Genomic DNA, 25,099 nt, shown 5'->3' with positions numbered 1-25,099 from the left:
GGCCCACCACCCCCGGAACCGCCCCCGGCACCACCCACCCTCCCGAAAGCCCACCCCCACCCCCACCCCCCAGCCCCCAGCCCCCGCGCAGCGCCCCCCACACCACCGACAAACAAAGAGAGCGCCCCCTCCCCAACCCAAAGGCCAGAAAGGAGACGCCCTCAAAAAACCCTGCTACAACCTCAGTTGTCGCCGTCCTCGTCGATCAGAAAGCCCCGCATCGGCGCAGGAGCCTGCTGCATCGGCTGCGGCGGCTGCGGCCGGACGGCCGCCATCGGCTGGGTCATCCCGGCCGGCTGCATCTGCGGCGCACCGCTGTTGCCACCGCCGCCCTGCCCGCCGAAGCTCGGCGCCGGCGCGTTCCCACCGAAGGAGCTCTGCCCCCCGAAGGACGGCGAGCTGCCCCCGAACGACGGCTGGTTCCCACCGAACGACGGCGCAGAGCCCATCGACCCGGCACCGGCCGGCGCCATCGACGAGGCCGCCGGGGGCAGCGACGCGGTGGCGGGGATCCGCGGCGGCGCGAGCGAGTCGTCCGCCTGCGACTCCAGCTGGCGCAGCTGGGTCTCCAGGTAGGACTTCAGGCGCGTGCGGTACTCACGCTCGAACGCCCGCAGGTCCTCGACCTTGCGCTCCAGCGTGGCCCGCGCGGACTCCAGCGACCCCATCGCGACGCGGTGCTTCTCCTGCGCGTCCCGCTCCAGGGCGTCGGCCTTGGCACGGGCGTCGCGCTCCAGGCCCTCGGCCCGGCTGCGCGCCTCACCGACGATCTTGTTGGCCTCGGAACGGGCCTCGGAGATCGCCTGGTCGGCGGTCTGCTGAGCGAGCGCCAGCACGCGGGCGGCGCTGTCGCCACCGGGGCCCTGCTGCTGCATCGGGCCGCCGAGCGGGCCGCCCATCTGCTGCTGCTGGCCGCCCATGGGGCCACCCATCGGCTGCATCTGCTGCTGGCCCATACCCTGGCCCATCGGGTTGCCCATCTGCTGCTGGCCACCGGGCCCGCCCATGGGCTGCAGCATCTGACCGCCCATCGGCTGGACCAGCTGCTGCTGGCCGCCCATGGTCTGGCCCATCTGCTGCTGGCCACCGGGGCCCATCTGGCCGCCCGGGCCGGCCGGGAGCTGCGGCGCGCCGGAGGGCAGGCCGAGCGGCTGGTTGCCCATCTGCTGCTGCGGACCACCGGGGCCCATCTGCTGCTGCGGGCCACCCGGACCCATCTGCTGCTGCGGGCCACCCGGACCCATCTGCTGCGGGCCGCCGGGGCCCATCTGCTGCGGGCCACCCGGGCCCTGCTGGCCGGGGACCGGCGGGCCGGATATGGCGGCCGGGACGGGCGCGGCCGGACGCTGGGCGTCCTGCGGCGGTTCCTTCCGCATGTTGGCCTGGTTCTGCGCGGCGGCGCGAGTCGCGGCGGCCAGCTTGGCCCGCAGGTCCTCGTTCTCCCGGAGGAGGCGGGTCAGCTCCGCCTCGACCTCGTCGAGGAAGGCATCGACCTCGTCCTCGTCATAGCCTTCACGCAGGCGGACGGTCGTGAACTGCTTGTTCCGAACGTCCTCGGGGGTCAATGGCATCTCTTCACCTCAACGTGATCGTCGGCACACCGGCATCCTGTCGCATCGCTCACCTACGACTAGGGGTGCACAAGCGAGATCAGGACATACACAATGATCATCAGTACGAAGAAGGACAGGTCGAGCGCCACGCCCCCGAAACGCAACGGCGGAATGAACCGCCGAAGAAGCTTGAGCGGCGGATCCGTGACAGTGTACGTGGCCTCCAGGACCAGGACCATGGCCTTGCCGGGCCGCCACGAACGCGCGAACTGGAAGACCCAGTCCATGACCAGTCGTACGAGCAGGAACACCAGGAAGACGGTCAGGGCGTAGTAGAGCACCGCCCACACGATGTCCATCGCGTTTCCCTCTCCCCGGTCACGGGCCCTAGGGCCTGCCGCTCATCACCTGTCGCCAACCACTGTTGATCAGATCCACACGTAAAGTCGTGGCCGGGTCAGCTCTGGTTGAAGAACCCACCCTCGGCGATCCGAGCCTTGTCCTCCGCCGTGACATCGACGTTAGCAGGCGACAGCAGGAACACCTTCTGTGTCACGCGCTCGATACTGCCGTGCAGACCGAAGACGAGTCCAGCGGCGAAGTCTACGAGCCGCTTCGCGTCCGTGTCGTCCATCTCGGTCAGATTCATGATCACGGGGGTCCCGCCGCGGAACTGTTCCCCGATGGTACGGGCCTCGTTGTAGGTCCGGGGGTGCAGCGTGGTGATGCGGTAGGGCTCTCGTTCGTTCACTACCTTGGGCATGATCACCGGGGCGCTCTTCTCCAGGTTGTGGCGTCGTTCGGGTGTGATGGACGACACGGGGGCCATCCTCGGGGTCTCCTGCCGGATCGGCACCGCCGCCGGAACCGGCTGCGGGGTGATCGAGGAGACCGGGGCGGGCGCGGGGGCGGCGGCCGGCCGGGGAATGTCCTCGGTCCGCTGCCCGGTGCGGATCGGCTCGGGGTCCGCGTCGTAGTCGTCGTCGGGGTCGTACCCCTGGCCGTCGTACGTCTCGTCCTCCACGAGGCCGAGGTAGACCGCCATCTTGCGCATTGCGCCGGCCATGCTCCTGTCTCCTCCGCTCATGACCACCTCGCTCACGCTCGGTGGTTGCTTCGCGAAACGCGCACCTTCCGGTGGTCGCTCGCTCCGCTCGCTCCTGAGGACCGTCCCGACGGCCGGGCGACCAAGGGCCCCGCCTGCGGATTCCGCGATCCCCCACGACGGCGCGTCAGGTCGACAACCTGTCAGAGTACGTGGAGTGGGGGCCGCGGAGCTGCGATCCACGGTTGGCTAGCGCTTCGGAAAGCTGCTAGCTTCTGTCCTATTTTGTCCTGCAGTCTGATCTACTACCCGGTGACGTTACCCGAGGGGTGACCTCACTCCGAGTACCGCCGTTCCGACGCGTACATGTGTCGCTCCGGCGGCAATCGCCTGCTCAAGGTCACCGCTCATGCCTGCGGAGACCATGGTGGCAGCCGGATGGGCCGCCCGTACGGCGGTTGCGATTTCCGCCAGCCGGTCGAAGGCGCGAGCCGGGTCACCGGCCAGCGGACCGGCCAGCGGAGCGACCGTCATCACACCGTCCAGGCGCAGGCCGGGCGTGTCGGCGATCGCGTCGGTGAGTTCCGCCACGTCCTCGGGGGCGACCCCGGCCCGGTGCCCGCCCTCCCCGTACTCCTTGTCGAGCGCCACCTGCACCAGGCAACCCAGCTCCGGGCGCTCGGACTTGAGTACGGCCGCGGAGAGCGATTCGACCAGCCGCAGCCGGTCGACCGAGTGCACGTGGTTCGCGTACCGGACCACCGAGCGGACCTTGTTGGTCTGCAGCTGCCCGACGAAGTGCCAGTCAAGAGGAAGGTTTCTGCACTGTTCCGCCTTGGGCGCGGCGTCCTGGTCGCGGTTCTCCGCGACATCCGTCACACCCAGTCCGGCCAGCAGCGCGGTGTCCTCGGCCGGGTAGGTCTTGGTGACGACGATCAGGGTGACGTCCTCACGCGGGCGCCCGGCGGCCGCACAGGCGTCCACGATCCGGCGCTCCACCACGTCCAGATTGGTCCCGAGCTCCTCGTACCGGGCCCGCTGGCCCTCGGTCAGCGCCTGGAGGAACTCCGCGCTCCCCGGGAACGGTCCGTAGATGTCGTTCGTCATCAGTGATCAGAGCCCAACCAGACGTAGCTCGCGAGCCGGCCGGTGCGCTGCTCGCGGCGATAGGAGAAGTGATCGGCGGATTCGAGGGTGCAGACCGGTGAGCGCACCAGTTCGGTGACTCCGGCCGCGGCCAGCTGGGCCGCGACGCCCTCCGGCACGTCCAGCGCCGGGGTCCCCCACGAGGTCTCGGCGAAAGCCGCCGGGACGACCTCGGCGACCTCGGCGCGCAGTCGGGCCGGCACCTCGTAGCAGCGGCCACAGACCGCGGGGCCGGTGGCGGCGGTGATCCGCGCCGGCTCGGCCCCCAGGGCGACCATCGCCCGGACGACCGCGGGCACCACTCCGGCCGCGAGTCCGGGCCGGCCCGCGTGGGCCGCGCCCACCACACCCGCCACCGGGTCGGCCAGCAGCACCGGGGTGCAGTCCGCGGTCAGCACCGCGAGGGCGAGCGGCCGGTCGGTGACCACCGCGTCCACCGTCGGGGCGGTCCCGAGCGGCTGGCGCTCGGTCACCACGGCCACCTCGGCACCGTGCACCTGGTTCATCCAGACCACGTCGGCCGGGTCCAGCCCCAGCTCCCGGGCCGCGACGGTCCGGTTCTCCCGGACGGCCCCGGGGTCGTCCCCCACCGCACCGCCGAGGTTGAGCTCCCCGTACGGCGAAGTGCTCACCCCGCCCCACCTGTCGGTGAAGGCGAAGTGAGCACCCGCGCGTACGGCGTGATCGATCACTTAAGGAAATCCGGGACGTCGAGCTCCTCGGCCGGGCTCTCCACGAACGGCTGCCGAACCGGCTGCACCTGCGGCGGCACCGGGGCTGCGGCGGTCGTGGTGGCCGGGGTCTCGGCCGAACGCGAAGGGGCGGCCGGGGCCTCCCCGTCCGAACGGGACGTCACCGAGCCGATGCTCCCGTAGGACGGACGGCCGGACGGACGCTCCGGGGCGGCCGGCGGGGTGGCCGGGGCGGCGGGGGTGGTGGACTTCACCACGGGGTCGCGGACGATCGCCGGCGGCTGGCCGCCGTCGAAGCCGGCCGCGATGACGGTGACCCGCACCTCGTCGCCGAGCGCGTCGTCGATGACCGCACCGAAGATGATGTTGGCCTCGGGGTGGGCTGCCTCGCTGACCAGCTGGGCCGACTCGTTGATCTCGAACAGACCGAGGTCGGAGCCACCCGAGATGGACAGCAGCACGCCGCGGGCGCCGTCGATCGAGGCCTCCAGCAGCGGCGAGGAGATCGCCATCACGGCGGCCGCCTTGGCACGGTCCTCGCCGCGGGCCGAACCGATGCCCATGAGCGCCGAACCGGCGTCCGACATGACGGACTTGACGTCGGCGAAGTCGAGGTTGATCAGACCCGGGGTGGTGATCAGGTCGGTGATGCCCTGGACACCGGAGAGCAGGACCTGGTCCGCCGAGCGGAACGCGTCGAGGACGCTGACCTGGCGGTCCGAGATGGACAGCAGGCGGTCGTTGGGGATCACGATGAGGGTGTCGACCTCTTCGCGCAGGGAGGCGATGCCGTCCTCGGCCTGGTTGGCCCGGCGCCGGCCCTCGAAGGTGAAGGGACGGGTGACCACGCCGATGGTCAGGGCGCCCAGCGAGCGGGCGATGTTGGCGACGACGGGCGCGCCGCCCGTGCCCGTGCCACCGCCCTCGCCTGCGGTCACGAAGACCATGTCGGCCCCCTTGAGGACCTCCTCGATCTCCTCGCGGTGGTCCTCGGCGGCCTTGCGGCCGACCTCGGGGTTGGCGCCGGCGCCGAGGCCCCGGGTGAGTTCACGGCCCACATCGAGCTTGACGTCGGCGTCGCTCATGAGGAGGGCCTGCGCATCGGTGTTGATCGCGATGAACTCGACGCCCTTGAGACCGACCTCGATCATCCGGTTGATGGCGTTGACACCACCGCCGCCGATTCCGACGACCTTGATGACTGCGAGGTAGTTCTGCGGTGCTGCCACGTCGAAGGCCTCTCGCCTCGAATTTCCGGGTCGGCCCGGCCCGACGGGGGCCGTACCGACGGATGTCGATGGGTAGGGAGCCTGGTTTCTGACTGAATGTCCGAAATGCCGACCGCCGACCCCAACCCTAAACTTGACCTTTAGGGTTAGTCCTGTGCCTCCGTCACATCACCAATGGACAGAGTCTGGTGACACAGGACACTAGGTGGCTCTGGGCACGCGTTTCAACGAACACGCCGAGCTTCCCTTTTTCTTTTGAGCCTATGTGATCATCGGCCGGCAATGGAAACCGGGGTGACCACCAAGGGTCGGGCCGACACTTCGAGGCGTCAACCCCTCCCTCGGGCACAGAATCTAGCGGATCAGCCGGACACCGCCGGCGCCTCAGGCGCCGTCACGTCGAAGGTGGTGCCCTTCTGCTTCATCAGCGCCAGCAGCACCCGGGCCTTCCGATCGGTCTCCTCCGGACTCCCCCAACGCACCGTCGCACCCCCGCTGAGCTGCAGTTCGATGTCGTCGTAGGAGTGCACCAGGACGGATCCGGCCCGCTTGGCGATCTCCGGCGGGAGCCCGGCGGCCACCGCCACCGCACCCTGCACCAGCTGGCCCCGGGAGATCACCCCGTCCACGTCCTTCGCGGACTGACTGAGCCGCAGTTCCACCACCGGCACGCCCTGCGGGGGTGCCGCCTCGGTGGCGAAGCTCACGCCAGAGGCATCCACCTGGGTGAACTGTCCGTCATCCCCCTTGACGGCGGCGGCCGCCGTCCGCTGGACCACCTTGACCTGCAGGGTGTGCGGCCAGCCCCGCCACACCTCGGCCTTCGCCACCCGGGGGATCGCCTCCACCCGGTGCCGGACGCCGTCCAGGTCGACCCGGGCCAGCGGACCGTCGGCCAGTCCGCCGACCGCCTGGCGGACCTGGTCCGACGTCAGCTTGTCGTCCGTCGCGCCCTGGACGGCGACGTCGCGCACGTCCAGCACCGAGGAGAAGAACACCATCCAGGCCAGCCCGCCCAGCACCGCGGCGCCGAGCACGCTCAGCACCGCGATGCCCCGCCGGGAGAGCCGGAGGCGGGGAGCGGACTCCTCCTCCAGCTCCTCGTCCAGAGGGTCGGCGAGCCGGCCGTCAGCCACGTCGGCGACCGCCCCGGTGGGCCTGGATCGCCTCGTACACCATCCCGACCAGCAGGTCGTCGGCGTCCCGGCGGCCGAACTCGGCGGCGGCCCGGCTCATGTCCCACAGCCGCTGCGGGTCGGTGAGCACCGGCAGCACGTTCTGCAGCACCCAGTCCGGGGTCAGCTCGGCGTCGTCCACCAGCAGGCCGCCGCCGGCCTTGACCATCGGCTGGGCGTTCAGCCGCTGCTCGCCGTTGCCGATCGGCAGCGGCACGAAGGCGGCGGGCAGGCCGACGGCGGCCAGCTCGGCGACGGTCATGGCGCCGGCCCGGCAGAGCATCAGGTCGGCCGCGGCGTAGGCGAGGTCCATCCGGTCGATGTACGGCACCGGGCGGTACGGCGGCATCCCGGGGACGTCCGCGACCTGCGGCAGCTCGTTCTTCGGGCCGACCGCGTGCAGGATCTGCACGCCGTACTGCTGCAGCCGCGGGGCGATCGCGGTGACCGTCTCGTTGAGCCGGCGCGCGCCCTGGGAGCCGCCGGAGACCAACAGGGTGGGCAGCCGCTGGTCGAGGCCGAAGTGCTGGCGGGCCTCCGGCCGGGTGGCGTTGCGGTCCAGGGTGGCGATGGTCCGGCGCAGCGGGATCCCGATGTACCGGGAGTCGCGCAGCTTGCTGTCCGGGGTGGAGACCGCGACGAAGTCGGTGTAGCGGGCGCCGATCTTGTTGGCCAGGCCCGGGCGGGCATTGGCCTCGTGCACCACGATCGGCACGCCGGCCCGCTTGGCGGCCAGGTAGGCGGGCATCGCGACGTAACCGCCGAAGCCGACCACGGCGTCCGCGTTGACCCGCTCGATGATCTCCTGGGCGGCCCGCACGGTGCCGCGCAGCCGGCCGGGGACGGTGATCAGTTCGGGGGTGGGCTTGCGGGGCAGCGGGACGGCCGGGATGAGCTCCAGCTGGTAGCCGCGCTCGGGTACCAGCCGGGTCTCCAGGCCCTTCTCGGTGCCCAGGGCGGTGATCCCGATGGACGGGTCGTGCCTGCGGAGTGCGTCCGCGAGGGCCATGGCCGGCTCGATGTGACCGGCGGTCCCCCCGCCGGCGAGTACGACATGCACCGAAATTCACCGCTCCCTGCGTGCCGGCCCGGGGGCCGGGCGCGCTGTGGTTCGTCGTCGTGGCAGCACCCGGGCCAGTCGCTTCCTGATCCGGGAGTTCTTGCTCCGGGCGGCCAGGGCCGCCTTCGCGCCCGAGGAGCTGCGCGCCAGGCACAGCAGCACTCCGATCGCGGACATGGCCGACAGCATGGCGGAACCGCCGTAGGAGAACAGCGGGAGCGGGACACCCGCGATGGGCAGCAGTCCCAGCGCCGACCCCAGGTTGATCATGGCCTGCGCCATGATCCAGGTGGTGGCGGCTCCCGCGGCGTACCTGACGAAGGGATCCTTCGTACCGATGGCCACACGGATACCCGCGTAGCCTAGTGCCGCGAAGAGACCGATCACCGACAGCGTCCCCACCAGACCGAGTTCCTCGCCGGTCGCGGCGAAGATGAAGTCGGTGTGCGCCTCGGGCAGCTGGCCCCACTTCTCCACGCCGGCGCCGAGGCCGGTGCCGAAGCCGCCGCCGAGGGCGAACGAGTACACGCCGTGCAGGGCCTGGAAGCAGGCGCCCTCCGGGTCGAGCTTGGTGACCCCGATGCAGCCCAGGCGCTCGGCCCGGTGCGGGACGGTGATCACCAGGGCGGTGCAGACCACGACCGCCACGCCGAGGGTGGCCACGAACAGCCGCAGCGGTGCGCCGACCATCCAGAGCAGCGCGAACACCATGGCCACCAGGATCATCGAGGTGCCCATGTCACCGCCGATCATGATCAGCGCGAGCAGCAGCAGGGCGCCCGGCACCAGCGGCACCAGCAGGTGCTTCCAGGAGGTGAGGGTGCCGGCCTTCTGCTTGCGGGCGAGCAGGTCGGCGCCCCAGAGCACCAGCGCGAGCTTGGCGAACTCGGAGGGCTGGAACTGGAAGAACCCGAAGTCCAGCCAGTTCTGGTTGCCGTTGATCCGCACCCCGATGCCGGGCACCGCGACCAATGCGAGCGCGCCGATCACCCCGAACATCACCGGGTAGACGATCACCCGCAGCACCGCCACCGGGACGGAGGCGAAGCCGGCCAGCAGGACCAGGCCGAGGATGCCGGCGATCAACTGCTTGAGGAAGTAGTACTGCGCGGTGTGGTGCTGGTTCAGCGCCAGGATCTGCGAGGCCGAGAAGACCATCATCAGGCCGAGCACGACCAGCAGCAGGGTGGTGCCGACGATCAGCAGGTACGGTGTGAGCGGCCGGTCCAGCCAGTACCGGACCCGGGCCCGGAAGGCCTGCAACCGTCCCAGCGGACCGGCCGACTTGTACTTGGTCGTGGTGGCGGAGATCACTCGCCACGGCTCGGCGGCGTCCCGCTCGGTCGCACCGGAATCCGCCCTGCCCTGCCCCGCCACCGCTCCCCGCTCCCACTCTTGTGGCTCGATCGCCTCCGGGCCGCTCCGAACCCGACACCGACGGTCGTCGCTCCCATTCCCACGGCGCGTTCGCCTCCGGGCCGCTCCGAACCCGACGGCGCGGCCCTTCGGCTCACTCGCCCGAGAGGCCCGACTACTCGCCCGCGGGGTCCGCCAGCTCCCGGACGGCCGCCGCGAACAGCTCGCCGCGCTCGCCGTAGTTGGTGAACATGTCCATCGAGGCGCAGGCCGGGGCCAGCAGCACCGTGTCACCCGATCGGGCGAGCGATGCGGCCGTTCGAACGATCTCGGTCATCGCCACCGCGCCAGTCTGGCCCTCGGCCGCCTCGATCACCGGCACATCCGGAGCGTGTCGCTCCAGTGCCTCGCGGATCAGCGCCCGGTCCTGCCCGATCAGCACGACCGCGCGTAGCCGCTCGGCCGCGCCCTGGACGAGGTCGTCGAAGGTCGCGCCCTTGGCCAGTCCCCCGGCGACCCAGACGATCGGCCGGTAGGCGGCCAGCGAGGCCGCGGCGGCGTGGGTGTTGGTGGCCTTGGAGTCGTCGATGTACGTGACCTCGCGGACGGTACCGACCTCGGCGATCCGGTGGGCGTCCGGGCGGAAGGCCCGCAGGCCCTCCCGGACGGCCTTCGGCTCGACCCCGTACGCCCGGGCCAGCGCCGCCGCGGCGAGCGCGTTGGCGATGTTGTGCGGGGCCGGCGGGTTGACGTCCTCGACGGAGCCCAGCTCGGCCGCGTTCTTGGCCCGGTCCGCGACGAAGGCGCGGTCGACCAGCAGGCCGTCCACGACGCCGAAGTTCGACAGGCCGGGCGCGCCGAGCCCGAAGCCGACCGCCCGGCAGCCCTCCTCGACGTCGGCCTCGCGGACCAGCGCCTCGGTGGCCGGGTCGGCCAGGTTGTACACGCAGGCCACCACGTTGCCCTCGTAGATCCGGCCCTTGTCGGCGGCGTACGCCTCCATCGAGCCGTGCCAGTCGAGGTGGTCCGGGGCCAGGTTGAGCACGGCCGCCGAGTACGGGCGCAGCGAGGGCGCCCAGTGCAGCTGGTAGCTGGAGAGCTCGACGGCGAGCACGTCGTACGGCTCCTCGGCGAGCACCGCGTCCAGCACCGAGACCCCGACGTTGCCGACGGCGGCGGTGCGCTTGCCGGCCGCGGTGAGGATCGAGGCGAGCATCTGGACGGTGGTGGTCTTGCCGTTGGTGCCGGTGACGGCCAGCCAGGGGGCGGGCTCACCGGTGCCCGGCAGCGGCTTGCGCAGCCGCCAGGCCAGCTCGACGTCGCCCCAGACGGGCACCCCGGCCGCCTCGGCAGCGGCGAACAGCGCGCTGTCGGGGGCCCAGCCGGGCGAGGTGACGATCAGTTCGGTGCCCTCGGGCAGGCTCGCGCCGTCGCCCAGGCGTACCGCGACGCCGGTCGCCTCCAGCTCGGCGGCGCGGGCCCGCAGGCCCTCGCCGCCACCGCCGTCGACCACGGTGACGTTCGCGCCGAGCCCGTTCAGGACGCGCGCTGCGCTGATGCCCGAGACGCCGAGTCCGGCGACGACGACGGGCAGGTCAGAGAAGTCAGGGTTCGTCATCCGGTCCGGTATCCCGCGTAGAAGAGGCCGAGGCCGACGGCCACGCACAGGCCCTGGATGATCCAGAAGCGGACCACGACCAGGACTTCGCTCCAGCCCTTGAGTTCGAAGTGGTGCTGTAGTGGCGCCATCTTGAAGACGCGCTTGCCGGTCATCCGGAAGGAGCCGACCTGGATGATCACCGACAGGGTGATGATCATGAAGAGGCCGCCGAGCAGGATCAGCAGCAGCTCGGTGCGCGAGCAGATCGCCAGACCGGCCAGGGCGCCGCCGAGGGCGAGCGAGCCGGTGTCACCCATGAAGATCTTGGCGGGCGAGGTGTTCCACCAGAGGAAGCCGAAGCAGGAGCCCATCAGGGCGGCGGCCACGACGGCGAGGTCCAGTGGGTCCCGGACGTCGTAGCAGGCATTGGTGGCGGAGAGGAAGTAGGCGCAGCTCTGTCCGTACTCCCAGACGCCGATGAAGGTGTACGCACCGAAGGCCATCACCGAGGCACCGGTGGCGAGACCGTCCAGACCGTCCGTCAGGTTCACGCCGTTGGAGGTCGCCGCGATCATGAAGTACGCGAAGATGACGAACAGCACCGGGCCGATCGACCACTTGAAGTCGCGCACGAAGGACAGCGACTGGGAAGCCGGGCTGAGCCCGCGGTCGTCGTGGAACTGCAGCGCCAGGATGGCGAACACCAGGCCGACGATCGACTGGCCGGCCAGCTTCGCCTTGGCCCGCAGACCGAGCGAGCGGCGCTTGACGACCTTGATGTAGTCGTCCAGGAAGCCGACCAGGCCGAGGCCGGTGGTCAGGAAGAGCACCAACAGCCCGGAGGCGGTCGGGCTCTCGCCCGTTATCGCCTTGGTGCCGAAGTACGCGATCAGGGTCGCCAGGATGAAGGCGATGCCGCCCATCGTGGGCGTGCCCTTCTTGCTGTGGTGCGCCTTGGGACCGTCGTCACGGATGTACTGGCCGTAGCCCCCTCGGGCGAGCAGCTTGATCAGGGCGGGCGTGCCGACCAGCGAGAGGATCAGGCCGATCATCCCGGAGAAGAGGATCTGCTTCATCATCGGGCAACACCGTCCGCCAGGAGGGCCTCGGCCACCTTCTCCAGCCCCACCGAACGGGACGCCTTCACCAGGACCACATCCCCCGGCCGCAGCTGACTGCGCAGCAGCTCGACCGCCGCGTCCGCGTCGGACACCAGCACCGACTCCTCACCCCACGAACCTTCGTTCCTCGCGCCGAGTTCCATGCAGGCCGCCTCGCGTCCGCCGACCGCCACCAGCTTGGTGACGTCCAGCCGGACGGCGAGCCGTCCGATGGCGTCGTGCTCGGCCAGGCTGTCCTCGCCGAGCTCCCGCATCTCGCCGAGCACCGCCCAGGTACGGCGGCGCTCCGGACCGCGGCCGCCCATCGAGACCAGCGCCCGCAGCGCGGCCCGCATCGAGTCGGGGTTCGCGTTGTAGGCGTCGTTGACGACGGTGACACCATCGGCCCGGTCGACGACCTCCATGCGCCAGCGGGACAGCGCACCCGCCTCGCCCAGAGCTGCCGCGGTGTCGTCGACGGTCATCCCGAGCTCCGTCGCCACCGCGGCGGCGGCGAGGGCGTTCGAGACGTGGTGCTCACCGTACAGGCGCAGCTGCACGGGAGCGGAACCGGCCGGGGTGGTGAGCGTGAACGATGGCCGCCCGGTGGCGTCCAGGCGAACGTCGGTCGCCCGGACGTCGGCGTCCGGGGACTCCCCGAACAGGACGACCTTGGCCTTGGTGCGGGAGGCCATCGCGCGCACCAGCCGGTCGTCCGCGTTGAGGATCGCGGCGCCCTCGGCGGGCAGCGCCTCCACCAGCTCGCCCTTGGCCTCGGCGATCGCCTCCTGGGAGCCGAACTCGCCGACGTGAGCGGTGCCGACGTTGAGCACCAGGCCGATCCGCGGCGGGGTGATCGAGGTGAGGTACTCGATGTCGCCCTTGTGCCGGGCGCCCATCTCCATCACCAGGTGCCGGGTGCCGTCCTCGACCCGCAGCGCGGTCATCGGGTGGCCGATCTCGTTGTTCAGCGAGCCGGGCGGGAAGACGGTCTCGCCGTGGCGCTGGAGCAGCTGGGCGATCAGGTCCTTGGTGCTGGTCTTGCCGGCCGAGCCGGTCAGCGCGACCACCGTGGTGCCCTCGGCCCGGGCGACCACGGTCCGGGCCAGCCGGCCGAGCGCCTCCACCACACTGTCGACCAGGACGGCGGGCACGCCGACGGGGCGGGAGGCCAGCACCGCGACGGCGCCGGCCTCGACCGCCGTGGTCGCGTAGTCGTGGCCGTCCACGTGCTCGCCGACGAAGGCCGCGAACAGGCCGCCGGGGCGGACCTTCCGCGAGTCGACCTCGACCGGGCCGGTGACCAGGGTGTCCGGGTCGGCGCCGTCCAGGGTGCCTCCGACGGCGGTCGCCACCTCGGCGAGGGTCAGTGCGATCACTGCTGCTCTACTCCTCGGTCGCCCCGCTCGGCCGTGGTCCGCGCGATGGATTCGCGCAGCACCTCCCGGTCGTCGAAGGGGCGGATCTCGTCTCGTACGTACTGGCCGAGCTCGTGGCCCTTGCCGGCCACCAACACGGTGTCCCCCGCCCGGGCGCGGGCGACCGCGAGTCGGATCGCCTCCGCCCGGTCGGGGACGACCAGGACGGCCCCGCGCTCGGCCTCGGGCACCGCGGCGGCGCCGGTCAGCATGCTGGCGAGGATCGCCAGCGGGTCCTCGCTGCGCGGGTTGTCACTGGTCAGCAGGGCGGTGTCGGCGAGCCGGGCGGCGATGGCGCCCATCGGGCCGCGCTTGTGCGGGTCGCGGTCGCCGCCGCAGCCGACGACGACGTGCAGCCGGCCCTTGGTGACCTCGCGCAGCGAGGCGAGGACGGCCTGCAGGGCGTCCGGCTTGTGGGCGTAGTCGACCACGGCGACGAACGGCTGTCCGCCGTCCACCCGCTCCAGTCGGCCCGGCACACCGGGGACGGCGGCCACTCCGGCCACCGCCCGCTCCAGCGGCAGCCCGGCGGCGACCAGCACGGTGATCGCGGCCAGCGCGTTGGCCACGTTGAACGGGCCGGGCAGCGGGACGGAGGCGTCGGCCTCGGCGCCGTCCGGACCGACCACCCGGAAGGTGGAGCCGGCCGGTCCGAGCTGGACGTCCACGGCCCGCCAGTCCGCCCCGGCATCACCGGTCGCGGAGAAGGAGGTCACCGGGATCTCGGCCTCGGCGGCGAGCCGGCGCCCGTACTCGTCGTCCAGGTTGACCACCCCGTGGCGGGACTTGCCGGCCTGGAACAGCCGGGCCTTCGCCTGGAAGTAGTCCTCCATGTCCGGGTGGAAGTCGAGGTGCTCGGGGGTGAGGTTGTTGAACAGCGCGACGTCGTACGTCACCCCGTCGGTACGGCCGAAGACCAGGGCGTGGCTGGAGACCTCCATGGTCACCGCGTCCGCGCCGCGCTCGGCCATCACGCCGAGGATCGCGTGCAGGTCGGTGGCCTCGGGGGTGGTGCGCTCGCTCTTGATCCGCTCGTCCCCGACCCGCATCTCGACGGTGCCGATCACGCCCGGGCTGCGCCCGGCGCCGCGCAGCCCGCCCTCGACCAGGTACGAGGTGGTGGTCTTGCCGTTGGTGCCGGTCAGCCCGATCATCAGCAGCCGCTCGGACGGATGGCCGTAGACGATCGCGGCCAGCTCGCCCATCCGGCCCCGCGGCCGGTCCACGACCAGCAGCGGCAGCCCGGTGGGGGCGGCCAGCTCGGCGCCCGCCGGGTCGGTCAGCACGGCCACCGCACCGGCGTCCGCGGCCTTGGCGGCGAAGGCCGCGCCGTGGTGGTTGGCGCCCGGGAAGGCCACGTACACATCACCCGGGCGCACCGCGCGGGAGTCGTGGGTGACGCCGGTGACGGCACCGCCCTCGACGGGCGGCAGGCCCAGCCGGGCGGCCAGCTCGGCGAGCGGCAGGGCGACGGGTCCGGTCGGGCGCGGCGGACTCACGGTGGTTTGATCGGGTTTCGGCACGGCGGGAAGGCTATCCGCCGAAGGGTGCCCAGGGCCAAACCGGGCCTCCGCCGCGCCGCCGTCCGCACCGGCCCGCTGGTTGCTCATCCTCGTTCACGGCTTCCACTCGACGGGCAGGTTCGGCGCCTGGCTTCCGCTCGGCGGGACCTGCATGGTCTTCAGGGTGAACTCCATCACCTGCTTGAACACCGGGCCGCACAGCTGGCCGCCGAAGTGCCCGTTGACCGGGCCCTGGAGGGTACAGGACACGGTGTAGCGGGGGGCGTCGGCGGGGGCGAAGCCGATGAAGGAGGCGGTGTAGCCGTCATAGCCCTTGCCGTCGGCGGCGCCCCGGTTGGCGGTGCCGGTCTTGCCGGCGACCCGGTAACCGGGGATGGCGGCCTTGCCGCCGGTGCCCTGCTCGTCGTCGACGACCGACTCCAGCATCGAGGTGAGGGTCTTGGCGGTCTGCTCGCTGACCACCCGGCTCTGCTCGCCCGGCGGGGTCGCGGTGTACTTGCCGTCCGGCCCGGTGATGCCCTGGACGATGCTCGGCGCCACCCGCACCCCGCCGTTGGCGATGGTCGAGTACACCGAGGTGGCCTGCAGCGCGTTCATCTGCAGCGGGCCCTGGCCGAAGGCGATGTTGTACTTCTCCGAGGCGACCAGGTCCTCCGGCTTCTTGAGCATCCCCGGGGTCTCCCCGGGGAAGTTCAGGCCGGTCGGCCGGGCCACGCCGAACTTGCGCATGTAGCCGTCCAGGATCTGGTTGGCCTTCTGCTGGTCGCCGTCGCCGAGGGTCTCGACCGCCTCGATGGTGCCGATGTTGGAGGACTTGGCGAGCACCCCGGCCAGGGTCAGGTACCAGTCGCCGTGCTCGACGTCGTCCTTGAACTGCTGCCCGGCCCGGACCAGCCGGTTGGGCACGGTGACCCTGGTGTCCCAGTTGGCCTTGCCGGAGTCGAGGACGGCGGCCAGGCTCATCAGCTTGGCGGTGCTGCCCGGCTCGTAGGCGTCGACCAGGGCCGGGTTGCCCATCTGGGACTGCTTGGCGAGGCTCAGGTCGTTCGGGTTGAAGCCGGGCGCGCTGGCCATCGCGATGACCTGGCCGGTCTTCACGTCCTGGACCACGACGTAGCCCTTCTCCGCGCCGGAGTTGGCCACCTGGTCGGTGATCGCCCGCTGGGCGGCCCACTGGACGTCGCGGTTGATGGTCAGCTTGATGTCGCTGCCGGGCACCGCCGGGTCCATCGAGCCCCCGGCGGTGGGCACCAGCCGCCCGCCCGACTGGGCGTAGCTGCTGTGGCCGTCCTTGCCGACCAGCTGCTTCTGGTACTGCAGCTCCAGCCCGCCGGCGCCCTCGCCCTCGCCGTTGACGAAGCCGACCAGGTTGGCGGCCAGGCCCTCGGCCGGGTAGATCCGCTTCTGGGTCTCCCGGTTGAACACCCCGGCCAGCGGGTTGACGCACTCGTTGTCCATCCGGGTGCGCCCGCCCTGGTCGGCGGGCTTGCCGAGCAGCTTCTTCTGGGCCTGGCAGGTGCGCGAGCCGGCCTTCTTCTCCAGGCCCGCCTTGAGGTCGCTGATCTGGTTCTTGGCGGCCGGGGTCTGCTGCGCGGCGAGCCGCTTGTAGCGGGTCTTGGGGGTGTGCAGGTCGGCGGCGATCTTCTCCTTGGCGACGCCGACGATCGGCGACAGCAGGGCGGCCGCCTGCTCCGGCGCGTCCGGGATGCCGGTGGCCTCGGGGGTGAACATCGCCGGGTCGGCGGTGATGTCGTACGCGTCCACGGTGGCGGCCAGCGCGACGCCGTCGGAGGACGTTATCGAGCCGCGCTCGGCGGTGATCGGGATGTTCAGGTAGCGGTTGGTGTTGGCGTCGGCGGCCAGCGCGTCGGCGTCCACCAACTGGAGCTGCACCAGGCGCCCCGCGAACACCGAGAACACCAGCGACAGCGCCACGGTGATCACCCGCAGCCGGCGCTTCGGCTCCGCCAGCCGCAGCGCCCTGGCGCGCTGGGGCAGCCGGGACTTCGGGCGCGGCCGCACCGCCGCCTGGCTGCGGGCCGGCGGACGGCCCTCCGGACGGCGCTGCTGCGGTGCCCGCGGGGTACGGGCGGCGGCGGCCTTGGCGGGCTGCGCCTTGGCCGACTGGCCGCGCGCGGTCGAGCCCTTCGCCGGCTGCGCCTTCGGCGGCTGGGGCTTGGCGGGCTGGACCTTCCCGGACTGGCCGCGGACGCTCTGGCCGTTGGCAGGCTGCCCCTTCGCGGGCTGGCTGCGCCCGGTGGCGGGCCGGGCCGTCCCGGCCCGCGGCGGCTGGCGCCGACCGGAGCCCGAACCGGAGCCTGACGGCTGACGAGGCGTCGTCATCGGGTACCACCCCCGTGCTGGGCCGGCGAGGACGTCACCGGGTTGAGCTGGATCACCGAGTCACCGGCCGAGGCCGCCGGGCTCGGCGGCGGCGCCTGGGGGCTCGGCTGCGCCGGCGGCTGGGCACCGGGTGAGGTGCTCGGCGCGGCGCTCTGCTGCGCCGGGGCCGGGGACGCCTTCATCGGCCACGGCTCGACCGTCGACTTCTTCACCGGCGGGCTGTCCTGCGCCGGTCCGGGCGTGCCGATCACCTTGCCGCCGTTCGGCACGTCCAGGAAGGCCATCCCGCCGGCCGGGACCATGCCCAGCTCGGCGGCCCGCTTGGCCAGCGCGTCCGGGGCCGAGCTCTGATCGATCTCGTGCTGGAGACTCTGCTGCTCGTCGGTCGCCTTGGTGGTCTGCTTCTGCAGCCGGGACAGCTCGAAGGAGCCCTCGTTGAGCGCCGTGTTCAGCGCCAGCAGCCCGAGCAGCCCCGCCGCCAGCAGCACCACCACGAGCACCGCGAACGGGGTGCGCCCCCGCACGGGGCGCCGCCCCGGCCGGACCGTGATCCGCGCCCTGCCCTGCCCGGGCAGTCCTCCCCGCCCCGCCCGGACCTCACCGGCCACCGGCCCCACCGCTCTCCTCCGCCCTTCGGACCCCGCCGGAGCCGTTCCTCAGCCCCGCTTGCTTCGGTCCCTGATCCTCTCCGCCACCCGCAGCCGTACGGGCGCGGCGCGCCGGTTCTCCTCGATCTCCGCCTCGGTCGCCAGCTCGGCACCGCGGGTGATCAGTTTGAGCCAGGGCTGGTGCTCCTCCGGGATGAACGGGAGCCCCGGCGGGGCGGTGCTGGTCGAGCCGGCGGCGAAGCACTGCTTCACCAGCCGGTCCTCCAGCGACTGGTACGACATCACGACCATCCGGCCGCCGAGCGCGAGGACGTCCAGCGCCCCCGGGATCGCCCGCTCCAGGACCTCCAGCTCGCCGTTGACCTCGATCCGCAGCGCCTGGAACGTCCGCTTGGCGGGGTTGCCCCCGGTCCGGCGGGTCGCCGCCGGGATGGCGTTGCGCACCAACTCGACCAGACGCGCGCTGTTGGTGAACGGTTCCTTCTCCCGCTCCCGCAGGATGACCGAGGCGATCTTCCCGGCGAACCGCTCCTCGCCGTACACCTTGAGGATCCGGGCCAGGTCGCCGTGGCCGTAGGTGTTCAGCACCTCCGCCGCGCTGATCCCCCGGGTCTGGTCCATCCGCATGTCCAGCGGCGCGTCCTGGGCGTAGGCGAAGCCGCGGTCGGCCTCGTCCAACTGCATCGAGGAGACGCCGAGGTCGAACAGGATGCCGTCCACCTCGTCGATGCCCAGTCGCTCCAGCACCTCGGGGATCTCGTCGTACACCGCGTGCACCAGGGTGGCCCGGTCGCCGAAGGGGGCCAGCCGCTCGCCGGACAGCTTCAACGCCTGCGGGTCGCGGTCCACCGCGACCAGCCGCACCTCGGGGAACTGGGTCAGCAGCGCCTCGCTGTGCCCGCCGAGGCCGAGGGTGGCGTCCACCACCACGGCGCCGGGGCGCGAGATCGCCGGGGCCAGCGCGTCCATGCACCGCTGCAGCATCACCGGAACGTGCTTGGGACCCGGTTCGTTGGTGGTCATGCGCGGTGGCGCCCTTCCTCGGTGCGGAGCAGCCCGACGACCGGGAGCTCCGACCATTCTCGCCCACCGCCTGCCGGCGCGACGACGCGGCCCGTGGTCCCCGCCCGCTCTGGGGGAAGGTCGTGGACGCCCGGCGCCGGGGAAGGTGCGCCAGGTGAACACGGAGCGGGTGGAGGCCACGGGCCGCATCGACCGGGCCGCACACCGGCCGGAACGGCCCGGTTGACGGGCTGCGGCGGGTGTGCTCCAACGCGGCGCAACTCTATCGCGCGGACCCCTCCAGTCAATGGCCCGCTCCGGCGCACCACCCGGGCGGCGGTACGGATCACCGCAGGTCGCGGCCGTCCGGGCAGCTCGGCGGGGGCACCGGCCGGGGGCCTCCGGCGAGCGCCGCGCGCCCCCACCGAGCGACCGGGTGCGAACCCACCTCGGGGCCGGCTCCGGAACCCGCGCCGGGACGACTCCGGGACCAGCCCGGACAAACCCTCCCGTTGTCGCTATGCGCTCGATCACAGCGGTGCGTTCTGTAGCTCTCCACCCCACCGCGGAGCCCCGGATCGCACTAACGTCGCCCCCATGACAGTGACTCCCGACCGGCCCAGGCCGAACGCCGCTGCCGACTCCGCCGGACCCACCATCATCGACCGCTTCGTCACCTCCAACCGCGAGTACGCGGTGACCTTCCGGGACGGCGGCATGGACGCCCGCCCGGTCCAGAAGATCGCCGTGGTGGCCTGCATGGACGCCCGGCTCGACCTGTTCGCGGCGCTCGGCCTCGAACTGGGCGACGCACACGTCATCCGCAACGCCGGCGGCGTCGTCACCGACGACACCATCCGGTCCCTGACGATCAGTCAGCGCGCCCTGGGCACCCGCTCGATCGCCCTGATCCACCACACCGGCTGCGGCCTGCTCGGCCTCACCGAGGACTTCCGCCGCGAGCTGGAGCTGGAGGTCGGCCAGCGCCCGCAGTGGGCGGTGGAGGCCTTCGTCGACCTGGACAGCGACGTCCGCCAGTCCATGCAGCGGGTGCGCACGTCCCCGTTCCTGCTGCACACCGACGACGTCCGCGGCTTCGTCTTCGACGTCCACACCGGGCTGCTGCGCGAGATCCGGTAGCGCGGGCGCCCGCCCGCCCGGAGGCCCGCCCGCTCCCCCGCCCGCGCATTCGGGGGCGGCCGAATGGTGACTTCTGGCCGCCGAACGGGGGAGAATGCGCCTGCCGGTCGGACCCCGAACCACCTGGGGCGGCCGGGCCGCAGGCCGCCCACCGGCGCCGGCTCCTCCTTCGGAACCGCCCCCGGGACGGCCGCGTCAAGCATGGGGTGGGGTCCGGCCTCGGGTGGGGCGGGCGCAGCGTGCCAGGGAGCGTAAACGGGTGACGAGCTACAACGATCAGGCCGGTCTCGGCAGTCCTGCGGGGGGCGAGCAGCGGGCGAACGGGTACCGTCCGGTCGGGCTCCCGGAGCTGGCCGCGGTCGTGGACCGGGTCCGTACCAACATCGAGAGCGTGATCGAGGGCAAGCCGGAGGCCATCCGGATCGCCCTGACCGTCCTGCTCGCCGAGGGCCACCTGCTGCTGGAGGACGTGCCCGGCGTCGGCAAGACCATGCTGGCCAAGGCGCTCGCCAAGTCCGTCGACTGCACCGTGCGCCGCATCCAGTTCACCCCGGACCTGCTGCCCTCGGACGTCACCGGCACCAACATCTACGACCAGCAGCGGCACGACTTCGAGTTCCGCCCGGGCGCGATCTTCGCCCAGATCGTGGTCGGCGACGAGATCAACCGCGCCTCGCCCAAGACCCAGTCCGCACTGCTGGAGTCCATGGAGGAGCGTCAGGTCACCATCGACGGCACCAGCTACGAGCTGCCCTCGCCGTTCATGGTGGTGGCCACCCAGAACCCGGTCGAGATGGAGGGCACCTACCCCCTCCCGGAGGCCCAGCGGGACCGCTTCATGGCCCGGATCTCGATCGGCTACCCCAGCCCCGAGGCCGAGTTCGCGATGCTCGACGTGCACTCCGGCGCCAACCCGCTGGACGACCTCCAGGCCGTCGCGCACGCCGCGGACATCCTCAAGCTGGTCGAGCTGGTCCGCACCGTGCACATCGCCGACCCGGTCCGCCGCTACGCCGTCGACCTGGTCGGCGCCACCCGCACCAGCCCCGAGCTGCGGCTGGGCGCCTCGCCGCGCGCCACCCTGCACCTGGTCCGGGCCGCCCGCGCCGCCGCCGCGCTGGACGGGCGCGACTACGTCACCCCGGACGACATCCAGCGCCTGGCCGTGCCGGTCCTCGCGCACCGCCTGATGCCGACCGCCGAGACCCAGCTCGGCCGCCGCACCGCCGAGCAGATCGTGACCGACCTGGTCGCCCGGCTGCCGCTGCCGCGTCCGCAGGGCGGCCCGGCCGTCCGGAGGGGCTGAGGTGGCCTCATCCGACCCGACGGGCGGACTGCGGGCCGGCCTGCGCGGCCTCACCACCCGGGGCCGCTCCTTCCTCGCCGCCGGTCTGACCGCGGTGGTCTGCTCCTACCTGCTCGACCAGGACGCGCTGCTGCGGGTCGGCGTGCTGCTCGCCGCACTGCCGCTGGCCGCCGCCGCGGTGGTCGCCAACACCCGCTACCGGGTGGCCAGCGGACGCCGGCTCAGCCCGCACCGGGCGATCGCCGGCCAGGAGGCCCGGGTCCACCTGCGGGTGGACAACGTCTCCCGGGTGCCCACCGGGCTGCTGCTCCTGGAGGACCAGGTCCCGTACGTGCTCGGGCCGCGCCCGCGCTTCGTGCTGGACCGGGTCGAGCCGCGCGGCTACCGCGAGGTGTCCTACCGGGTCCGCTCCGACCTGCGCGGCCGCTACCCGCTGGGGCCGCTGCAGCTGCGGCTGTCCGACCCGTTCGGGATGTGCGAGGTCAACCGCGCCTTCACCGCCTCCGACGTGCTCACCGTCGTCCCCCAGGTGCAGGCGCTGCCGCAGGTGCGGCTCACCGGCGAGTGGATCGGCCAGGGCGAGAGCCACACCCGCACGCTGGCGCTGGCCGGCGACGACGACGTGATCCTGCGCGAGTACCGGCCCGGCGACGACCTGCGCCGGGTGCACTGGCGTTCCACCGCCCGGTACGGCGAGCTGATGGTGCGCCGCGAGGAGCAGCCGCAGAAGGCCCGCGCCACCGTCCTGCTGGACACCCGCGAGGTGGGCCACCGGGGCATGGGCCCCGCGTCCTCCTTCGAATGGGCGGTCAGCTGCGCCGCCTCCGTCGCCGTGCACCTGCTGGAGCGCGGCTACCAGACCCAGTTGCTCACCGACACCGGCCACTGGGTGCCCGGGCCCGGCAGCGGCGGGCACAACGTCGCCGCCGACACCTCCGGGCTGATCCTGGACGCCCTCGCGGTCGCCGACCTGTCCGACGGCGCCGGGCTCTCCCGCGCCGAGGAGCCGCTGCGGGCCGGCGGCGAGGGCCTGCTGGTCGCCGTCCTCGGCGACCTGGACAAGGCGCAGACCGCCCGGCTGGCCCGGCTGCGCGGCCGTACCGGCGGGGCCGTCGCCTTCCTGCTCGACACCGGCACCTGGGCCGGTCTGCGGATGCTCGCCCCCGACACCGGCGGGGAGGAGTTCCGCGAGCGGGTCCGGGAGCTGCGCCAGGCGGGCTGGACGGTCCTGCCGGCCCGGGCCGGCGACTCCGTGCCGGACCTGTGGCGGGCCGCCGACGGCGCCAAGACCACCGCCCCCTACCGAGAAGAGGCCGGCGCGTGACCCCCCGGGCCAAACTGACCGTCTACTCGGCGCTGGCCACCGCCCTCGCCTCGCTGTGCATGCTGCCGCTGCTGACCACCCGCAGCTGGCTCACCCACGCCTTCCTGGTGATCGCGGTGATCTCGGCGGTCGGCGCGGGCCTGCGCCGGTCCCCGCTGTTCCGCTGGACGGTGCCGGTGGCCCAGGTGCTGGTGCTGCTCCTGCTGATGCTGATCGGCTTCGCCGGCTCCGGGATGACCGGCGGCGTACTGCCCGGCCCGTCCGCTATGCGGGTGCTGAGCCGGGTCTTCTCGGCCGGCCTCGACGACGTCACCCAGTACGCCATCCCGGCGCCGCCGACCGCCGGCCTGCGGCTGATCCTGGTCTCCTCGGTCGGCCTGATCGCCGTGCTGGTGGACGCCGTCGCGGTGACGTACCGGCGCTCGGCACTGGCCGGGCTGCCGCTGCTGGCGCTCTACTCGATCGGCAACGGCCTGGCCGGGGAGCACAGCAGCTGGGTCTGGTTCGGCTGCGCCGCGGCCGGCTACCTGGTGCTGCTGTTCGCCGAGGGCCAGGACCGGGTCTCCCGCTGGGGCCGGGTCTTCCGAGGCAGCGCGCGCGGCACGGTGACCTCCACCCAGGTCAGCCTCGGCGGCCAGCAGGTCGGCGTGCTGGCGCTGGCCCTGGCGCTGCTGCTGCCGGTCTTCCTGCCGCGCTGGGACCTCGGGCTGTTCGACTCCGGCTCCGGCGGGTCGTCCGGCAAGGGCACCGCCGGGAGCGTGACCACCAGCCTCGACCCGCTGGTCAGCCTGGAGGCGGCGATCACCAAGCCGTCCGACACCGAGCTGCTCACCTACACCCTGGACAGCGACCTCGCCGACCAGATCTATCTGCGTACCGGCTCGCTGGACCAGTTCGACGGCACCAACTGGAAGCTCAGCAGCACGGTGGTCAGCGACCTGCCGGCCACCATGCCCGCCCCCGAGGGCCTGCGGGTCACCGACGTCCCCCGGATCCAGGGCGACTTCCAGGTCAGCGACAAGCTGGAGAAGAGCTGGCTGCCGATGCCGTACCCGGCCGCCTCCGTCCAGGTCCCCAAGCGCGGTGACTGGAAGCTCGACCCGATGACCCGCACCGTCCTGCCGACCAACGACAAGGCGATCCGCGGCCTGCACTACACCGTCAGCGCGCTGGACCTGCGCCCCACCGCCGACGAGCTGCGCACCGCGCCGCTCGCCCCGCAGGACATCCGGGAGCACTACACCGCCATCCCCTCCGACCTGCCGTCCGTGGTGGCCGAGCAGGCCAAGGCGGTCACCGCCGGCGCCCGCAACGACTACGACCGGGCGACGGCCCTGGTGAACTGGTTCACCGGCCCGCAGTTCAAGTACGACACCTCGGTCGACGGCGGCACCGGCAGCGACGCCATCGCGGTCTTCCTGCGCGACCACCGGGGCTTCTGCGTGCACTTCGCCTCCACCATGGCCGCGATGGCCCGGGTGCTGAAGATCCCGGCCCGGGTCGCGGTCGGCTTCACCCCCGGTGACAGCAAGGGCGGCAACGTCTACTCGGTCAGCGGCCGGATGTACCACGCCTGGCCCGAGCTGTACTTCTCCGGCTACGGCTGGACTCGCTTCGAGCCGACCCCGAGCCGGGGCGTGCCGACCCACTACACCGAGGGGTCCAGCACCCCGACCACGGCTCCCAGCCAGCAGGCGACCGCCGCCGCGACCAGCGCGGCGGCCGTCCCGGCGCCGACCAATAGCTCCGACTGCACCGCCAAGCAGCACCAGCTGGGCGACTGCGGCCCCAAGGGCAAGGCCGTCAGCACCGCCGCCGAGGAGTCCTGGCTGCTCTCCGGGCAGGTGCTCGGCACCCTGGCCGTGGTGATCGGACTGATCGCCCTGTTGCTCGTACCGATGTTCTGGCGGACGGCCGTGCGCCGTCGCCGGCTCGGCGGCGGCGGGCGCCGCCGGCCGGGCGGGGACGGTCCGGCCGAGCTCACCGACGCCCAGGTGCTGGCCGCCTGGGACGAGCTGGTCGACTCCGCCTGGGACGTCGGAATTCCCCCGGACGAGTCACGCACGCCGCGCTCGGCCGCCCGCCGGATCACCGAGACGGCGGACCTGGACGCGGATGCGGCAGCCGCCGCCGGGCGCCTGGCCCTGGCCACCGAACGGGTGCTCTACGCCCCTCCCGGGCAGGTCACCACCGCCCCGCTGGCCGCCGACGTCCGCACCGCCCGGCGTGCCCTGTGGGCCCACACCCGCCGGGCCGGCCGGGTCCGGGCGCTGCTGCTGCCGCCGTCCTCGGCGCAGCTGTGGTGGCGGATCTCCGAGGCGCTGCGGGCGGCCCGGGCGGGCGCCGCCACCCGGACCGGCCGGGCCGCCGAGGCGGTCTCCGGCCCGGTGCGGCGGGTGGTCACCCGCGGCAAGCGGTCCACCCCGGAGTCCTGACACACACGGGAGCCGGGGCGGGCAGTCGATGGACTGCCCGCCCC

General features: G+C 72.6%; 20 protein-coding genes. 4 read left to right on the top strand and 16 right to left on the bottom strand.

Annotation, left to right across the window (positions count from 1 at the left end):
• Positions 1-182: 182 nt before the first annotated feature.
• The 16 genes from ACFWIS_RS37290 to rsmH all read right to left on the bottom strand — a co-directional run bounded on the left by ACFWIS_RS37290 (position 183) and on the right by rsmH (position 18,871).
• On the bottom strand, positions 183-1,571 hold the full coding sequence (locus tag ACFWIS_RS37290) for a DivIVA domain-containing protein (protein ID WP_380462125.1): 1,389 nt from the start codon (positions 1,569-1,571) through the stop codon (positions 183-185).
• Positions 1,572-1,630: 59 nt separating this feature from the next.
• Entirely contained in the window at positions 1,631-1,912 is a 282-nt protein-coding gene (locus ACFWIS_RS37285) for a YggT family protein (protein WP_030282903.1), read from the bottom strand.
• Positions 1,913-2,010: 98 nt separating this feature from the next.
• Complete coding sequence (locus ACFWIS_RS37280; protein ID WP_030282899.1) at positions 2,011-2,619, bottom strand: cell division protein SepF; 609 nt, start codon at positions 2,617-2,619, stop codon at positions 2,011-2,013.
• Between the two features lie 297 nt (positions 2,620-2,916).
• Positions 2,917-3,705 (bottom strand): YggS family pyridoxal phosphate-dependent enzyme, encoded by a 789-nt coding sequence (locus tag ACFWIS_RS37275; RefSeq protein WP_380462124.1) that lies wholly within the window; start codon positions 3,703-3,705, stop codon positions 2,917-2,919.
• Positions 3,705-4,436, bottom strand: coding sequence for a peptidoglycan editing factor PgeF (pgeF, locus tag ACFWIS_RS37270; RefSeq protein ID WP_380462123.1), 732 nt, complete (start codon positions 4,434-4,436; stop codon positions 3,705-3,707). The genes ACFWIS_RS37275 and pgeF overlap by 1 nt, the downstream gene beginning before the upstream one ends.
• The gene (gene ftsZ, locus ACFWIS_RS37265; RefSeq protein ID WP_380462122.1) at positions 4,433-5,665 is read right to left on the bottom strand and encodes a cell division protein FtsZ; all 1,233 of its coding nucleotides are present in this window, start codon (positions 5,663-5,665) and stop codon (positions 4,433-4,435) included. The genes pgeF and ftsZ overlap by 4 nt, the downstream gene beginning before the upstream one ends.
• 362 nt (positions 5,666-6,027) lie before the next feature.
• Positions 6,028-6,801, bottom strand: coding sequence for a cell division protein FtsQ/DivIB (locus ACFWIS_RS37260; protein WP_380462121.1), 774 nt, complete (start codon positions 6,799-6,801; stop codon positions 6,028-6,030).
• The gene (gene murG / locus ACFWIS_RS37255) at positions 6,794-7,900 is read right to left on the bottom strand and encodes an undecaprenyldiphospho-muramoylpentapeptide beta-N-acetylglucosaminyltransferase (RefSeq protein WP_380462120.1); all 1,107 of its coding nucleotides are present in this window, start codon (positions 7,898-7,900) and stop codon (positions 6,794-6,796) included. Before murG ends, ACFWIS_RS37260 begins: the two co-directional genes overlap by 8 nt.
• Before the next feature lie 6 nt (positions 7,901-7,906).
• The gene (gene ftsW / locus ACFWIS_RS37250; protein WP_380462119.1) at positions 7,907-9,277 is read right to left on the bottom strand and encodes a putative lipid II flippase FtsW; all 1,371 of its coding nucleotides are present in this window, start codon (positions 9,275-9,277) and stop codon (positions 7,907-7,909) included.
• 154 nt (positions 9,278-9,431) lie between these two features.
• Positions 9,432-10,874, bottom strand: a complete 1,443-nt coding sequence (murD, locus tag ACFWIS_RS37245; RefSeq protein ID WP_380462118.1) for a UDP-N-acetylmuramoyl-L-alanine--D-glutamate ligase — start codon at positions 10,872-10,874, stop codon at positions 9,432-9,434.
• Positions 10,871-11,932: a phospho-N-acetylmuramoyl-pentapeptide-transferase gene (mraY, locus tag ACFWIS_RS37240; protein ID WP_188309292.1), complete on the bottom strand. Its 1,062-nt coding sequence runs from the start codon at positions 11,930-11,932 to the stop codon at positions 10,871-10,873. Before mraY ends, murD begins: the two co-directional genes overlap by 4 nt.
• On the bottom strand, positions 11,932-13,335 hold the full coding sequence (gene murF / locus ACFWIS_RS37235; RefSeq protein ID WP_380462117.1) for a UDP-N-acetylmuramoyl-tripeptide--D-alanyl-D-alanine ligase: 1,404 nt from the start codon (positions 13,333-13,335) through the stop codon (positions 11,932-11,934). Before murF ends, mraY begins: the two co-directional genes overlap by 1 nt.
• Entirely contained in the window at positions 13,332-14,984 is a 1,653-nt protein-coding gene (locus ACFWIS_RS37230) for a UDP-N-acetylmuramoyl-L-alanyl-D-glutamate--2,6-diaminopimelate ligase (protein WP_380462116.1), read from the bottom strand. Before ACFWIS_RS37230 ends, murF begins: the two co-directional genes overlap by 4 nt.
• A gap of 6 nt (positions 14,985-14,990) precedes the next feature.
• Entirely contained in the window at positions 14,991-17,240 is a 2,250-nt protein-coding gene (locus tag ACFWIS_RS37225; protein WP_380462115.1) for a peptidoglycan D,D-transpeptidase FtsI family protein, read from the bottom strand.
• A complete protein-coding gene (locus ACFWIS_RS37220; protein ID WP_380462114.1) occupies positions 17,237-17,764 on the bottom strand; it encodes a cell division protein FtsL in 528 nt (175 codons plus the stop codon). The genes ACFWIS_RS37225 and ACFWIS_RS37220 overlap by 4 nt, the downstream gene beginning before the upstream one ends.
• A gap of 132 nt (positions 17,765-17,896) precedes the next feature.
• Positions 17,897-18,871, bottom strand: coding sequence for a 16S rRNA (cytosine(1402)-N(4))-methyltransferase RsmH (gene rsmH / locus ACFWIS_RS37215; RefSeq protein WP_380462113.1), 975 nt, complete (start codon positions 18,869-18,871; stop codon positions 17,897-17,899).
• 576 nt (positions 18,872-19,447) lie between these two features.
• Here rsmH and ACFWIS_RS37210 point away from each other — a divergent pair.
• The 4 genes from ACFWIS_RS37210 to ACFWIS_RS37195 all read left to right on the top strand — a co-directional run bounded on the left by ACFWIS_RS37210 (position 19,448) and on the right by ACFWIS_RS37195 (position 25,055).
• Positions 19,448-19,990 (top strand): beta-class carbonic anhydrase, encoded by a 543-nt coding sequence (locus tag ACFWIS_RS37210; RefSeq protein WP_380462112.1) that lies wholly within the window; start codon positions 19,448-19,450, stop codon positions 19,988-19,990.
• Positions 19,991-20,339: 349 nt separating this feature from the next.
• The gene (locus ACFWIS_RS37205) at positions 20,340-21,296 is read left to right on the top strand and encodes an AAA family ATPase (RefSeq protein ID WP_380462126.1); all 957 of its coding nucleotides are present in this window, start codon (positions 20,340-20,342) and stop codon (positions 21,294-21,296) included.
• 1 nt (position 21,297) lies between these two features.
• Positions 21,298-22,620 carry a DUF58 domain-containing protein gene (locus ACFWIS_RS37200; RefSeq protein ID WP_380462111.1) on the top strand — a complete coding sequence of 441 codons (1,323 nt, stop codon included), beginning with the start codon at positions 21,298-21,300 and terminating at the stop codon, positions 22,618-22,620.
• Positions 22,617-25,055, top strand: a complete 2,439-nt coding sequence (locus tag ACFWIS_RS37195; RefSeq protein WP_380462110.1) for a transglutaminaseTgpA domain-containing protein — start codon at positions 22,617-22,619, stop codon at positions 25,053-25,055. The genes ACFWIS_RS37200 and ACFWIS_RS37195 overlap by 4 nt, the downstream gene beginning before the upstream one ends.
• The last annotated feature ends 44 nt before the right edge of the window (positions 25,056-25,099 follow it).

The sequence above is a fragment of the Kitasatospora sp. NPDC127060 genome (genome assembly GCF_042724935.1).
Taxonomy (GTDB): domain Bacteria; phylum Actinomycetota; class Actinomycetes; order Streptomycetales; family Streptomycetaceae; genus Kitasatospora.
The sequence above is the reverse complement of the archived record's forward strand: the minus strand, read 5'-3'. Positions and strand labels throughout refer to the sequence as shown.

Bases quoted from the DNA above. Each gene is read 5' to 3' on its own strand.
- ACFWIS_RS37290 (WP_380462125.1), bottom strand. From the start codon at position 1,571: ATGCCATTGACCCCCGAGGACGTTCGGAACAAGCAGTTCACGACCGTC.
- mraY (WP_188309292.1), bottom strand. From the start codon at position 11,932: ATGAAGCAGATCCTCTTCTCCGGGATGATCGGCCTGATCCTCTCGCTG.
- ACFWIS_RS37225 (WP_380462115.1), bottom strand. From the start codon at position 17,240: ATGACGACGCCTCGTCAGCCGTCAGGCTCCGGTTCGGGCTCCGGTCGG.
- ACFWIS_RS37280 (WP_030282899.1), bottom strand. From the start codon at position 2,619: ATGGCCGGCGCAATGCGCAAGATGGCGGTCTACCTCGGCCTCGTGGAG.
- ACFWIS_RS37210 (WP_380462112.1), top strand. From the start codon at position 19,448: ATGACAGTGACTCCCGACCGGCCCAGGCCGAACGCCGCTGCCGACTCC.
- rsmH (WP_380462113.1), bottom strand. From the start codon at position 18,871: ATGACCACCAACGAACCGGGTCCCAAGCACGTTCCGGTGATGCTGCAG.
- murD (WP_380462118.1), bottom strand. From the start codon at position 10,874: ATGACGAACCCTGACTTCTCTGACCTGCCCGTCGTCGTCGCCGGACTC.
- ACFWIS_RS37230 (WP_380462116.1), bottom strand. From the start codon at position 14,984: ATGAGCAACCAGCGGGCCGGTGCGGACGGCGGCGCGGCGGAGGCCCGG.
- ACFWIS_RS37275 (WP_380462124.1), bottom strand. From the start codon at position 3,705: ATGACGAACGACATCTACGGACCGTTCCCGGGGAGCGCGGAGTTCCTC.
- ACFWIS_RS37285 (WP_030282903.1), bottom strand. From the start codon at position 1,912: ATGGACATCGTGTGGGCGGTGCTCTACTACGCCCTGACCGTCTTCCTG.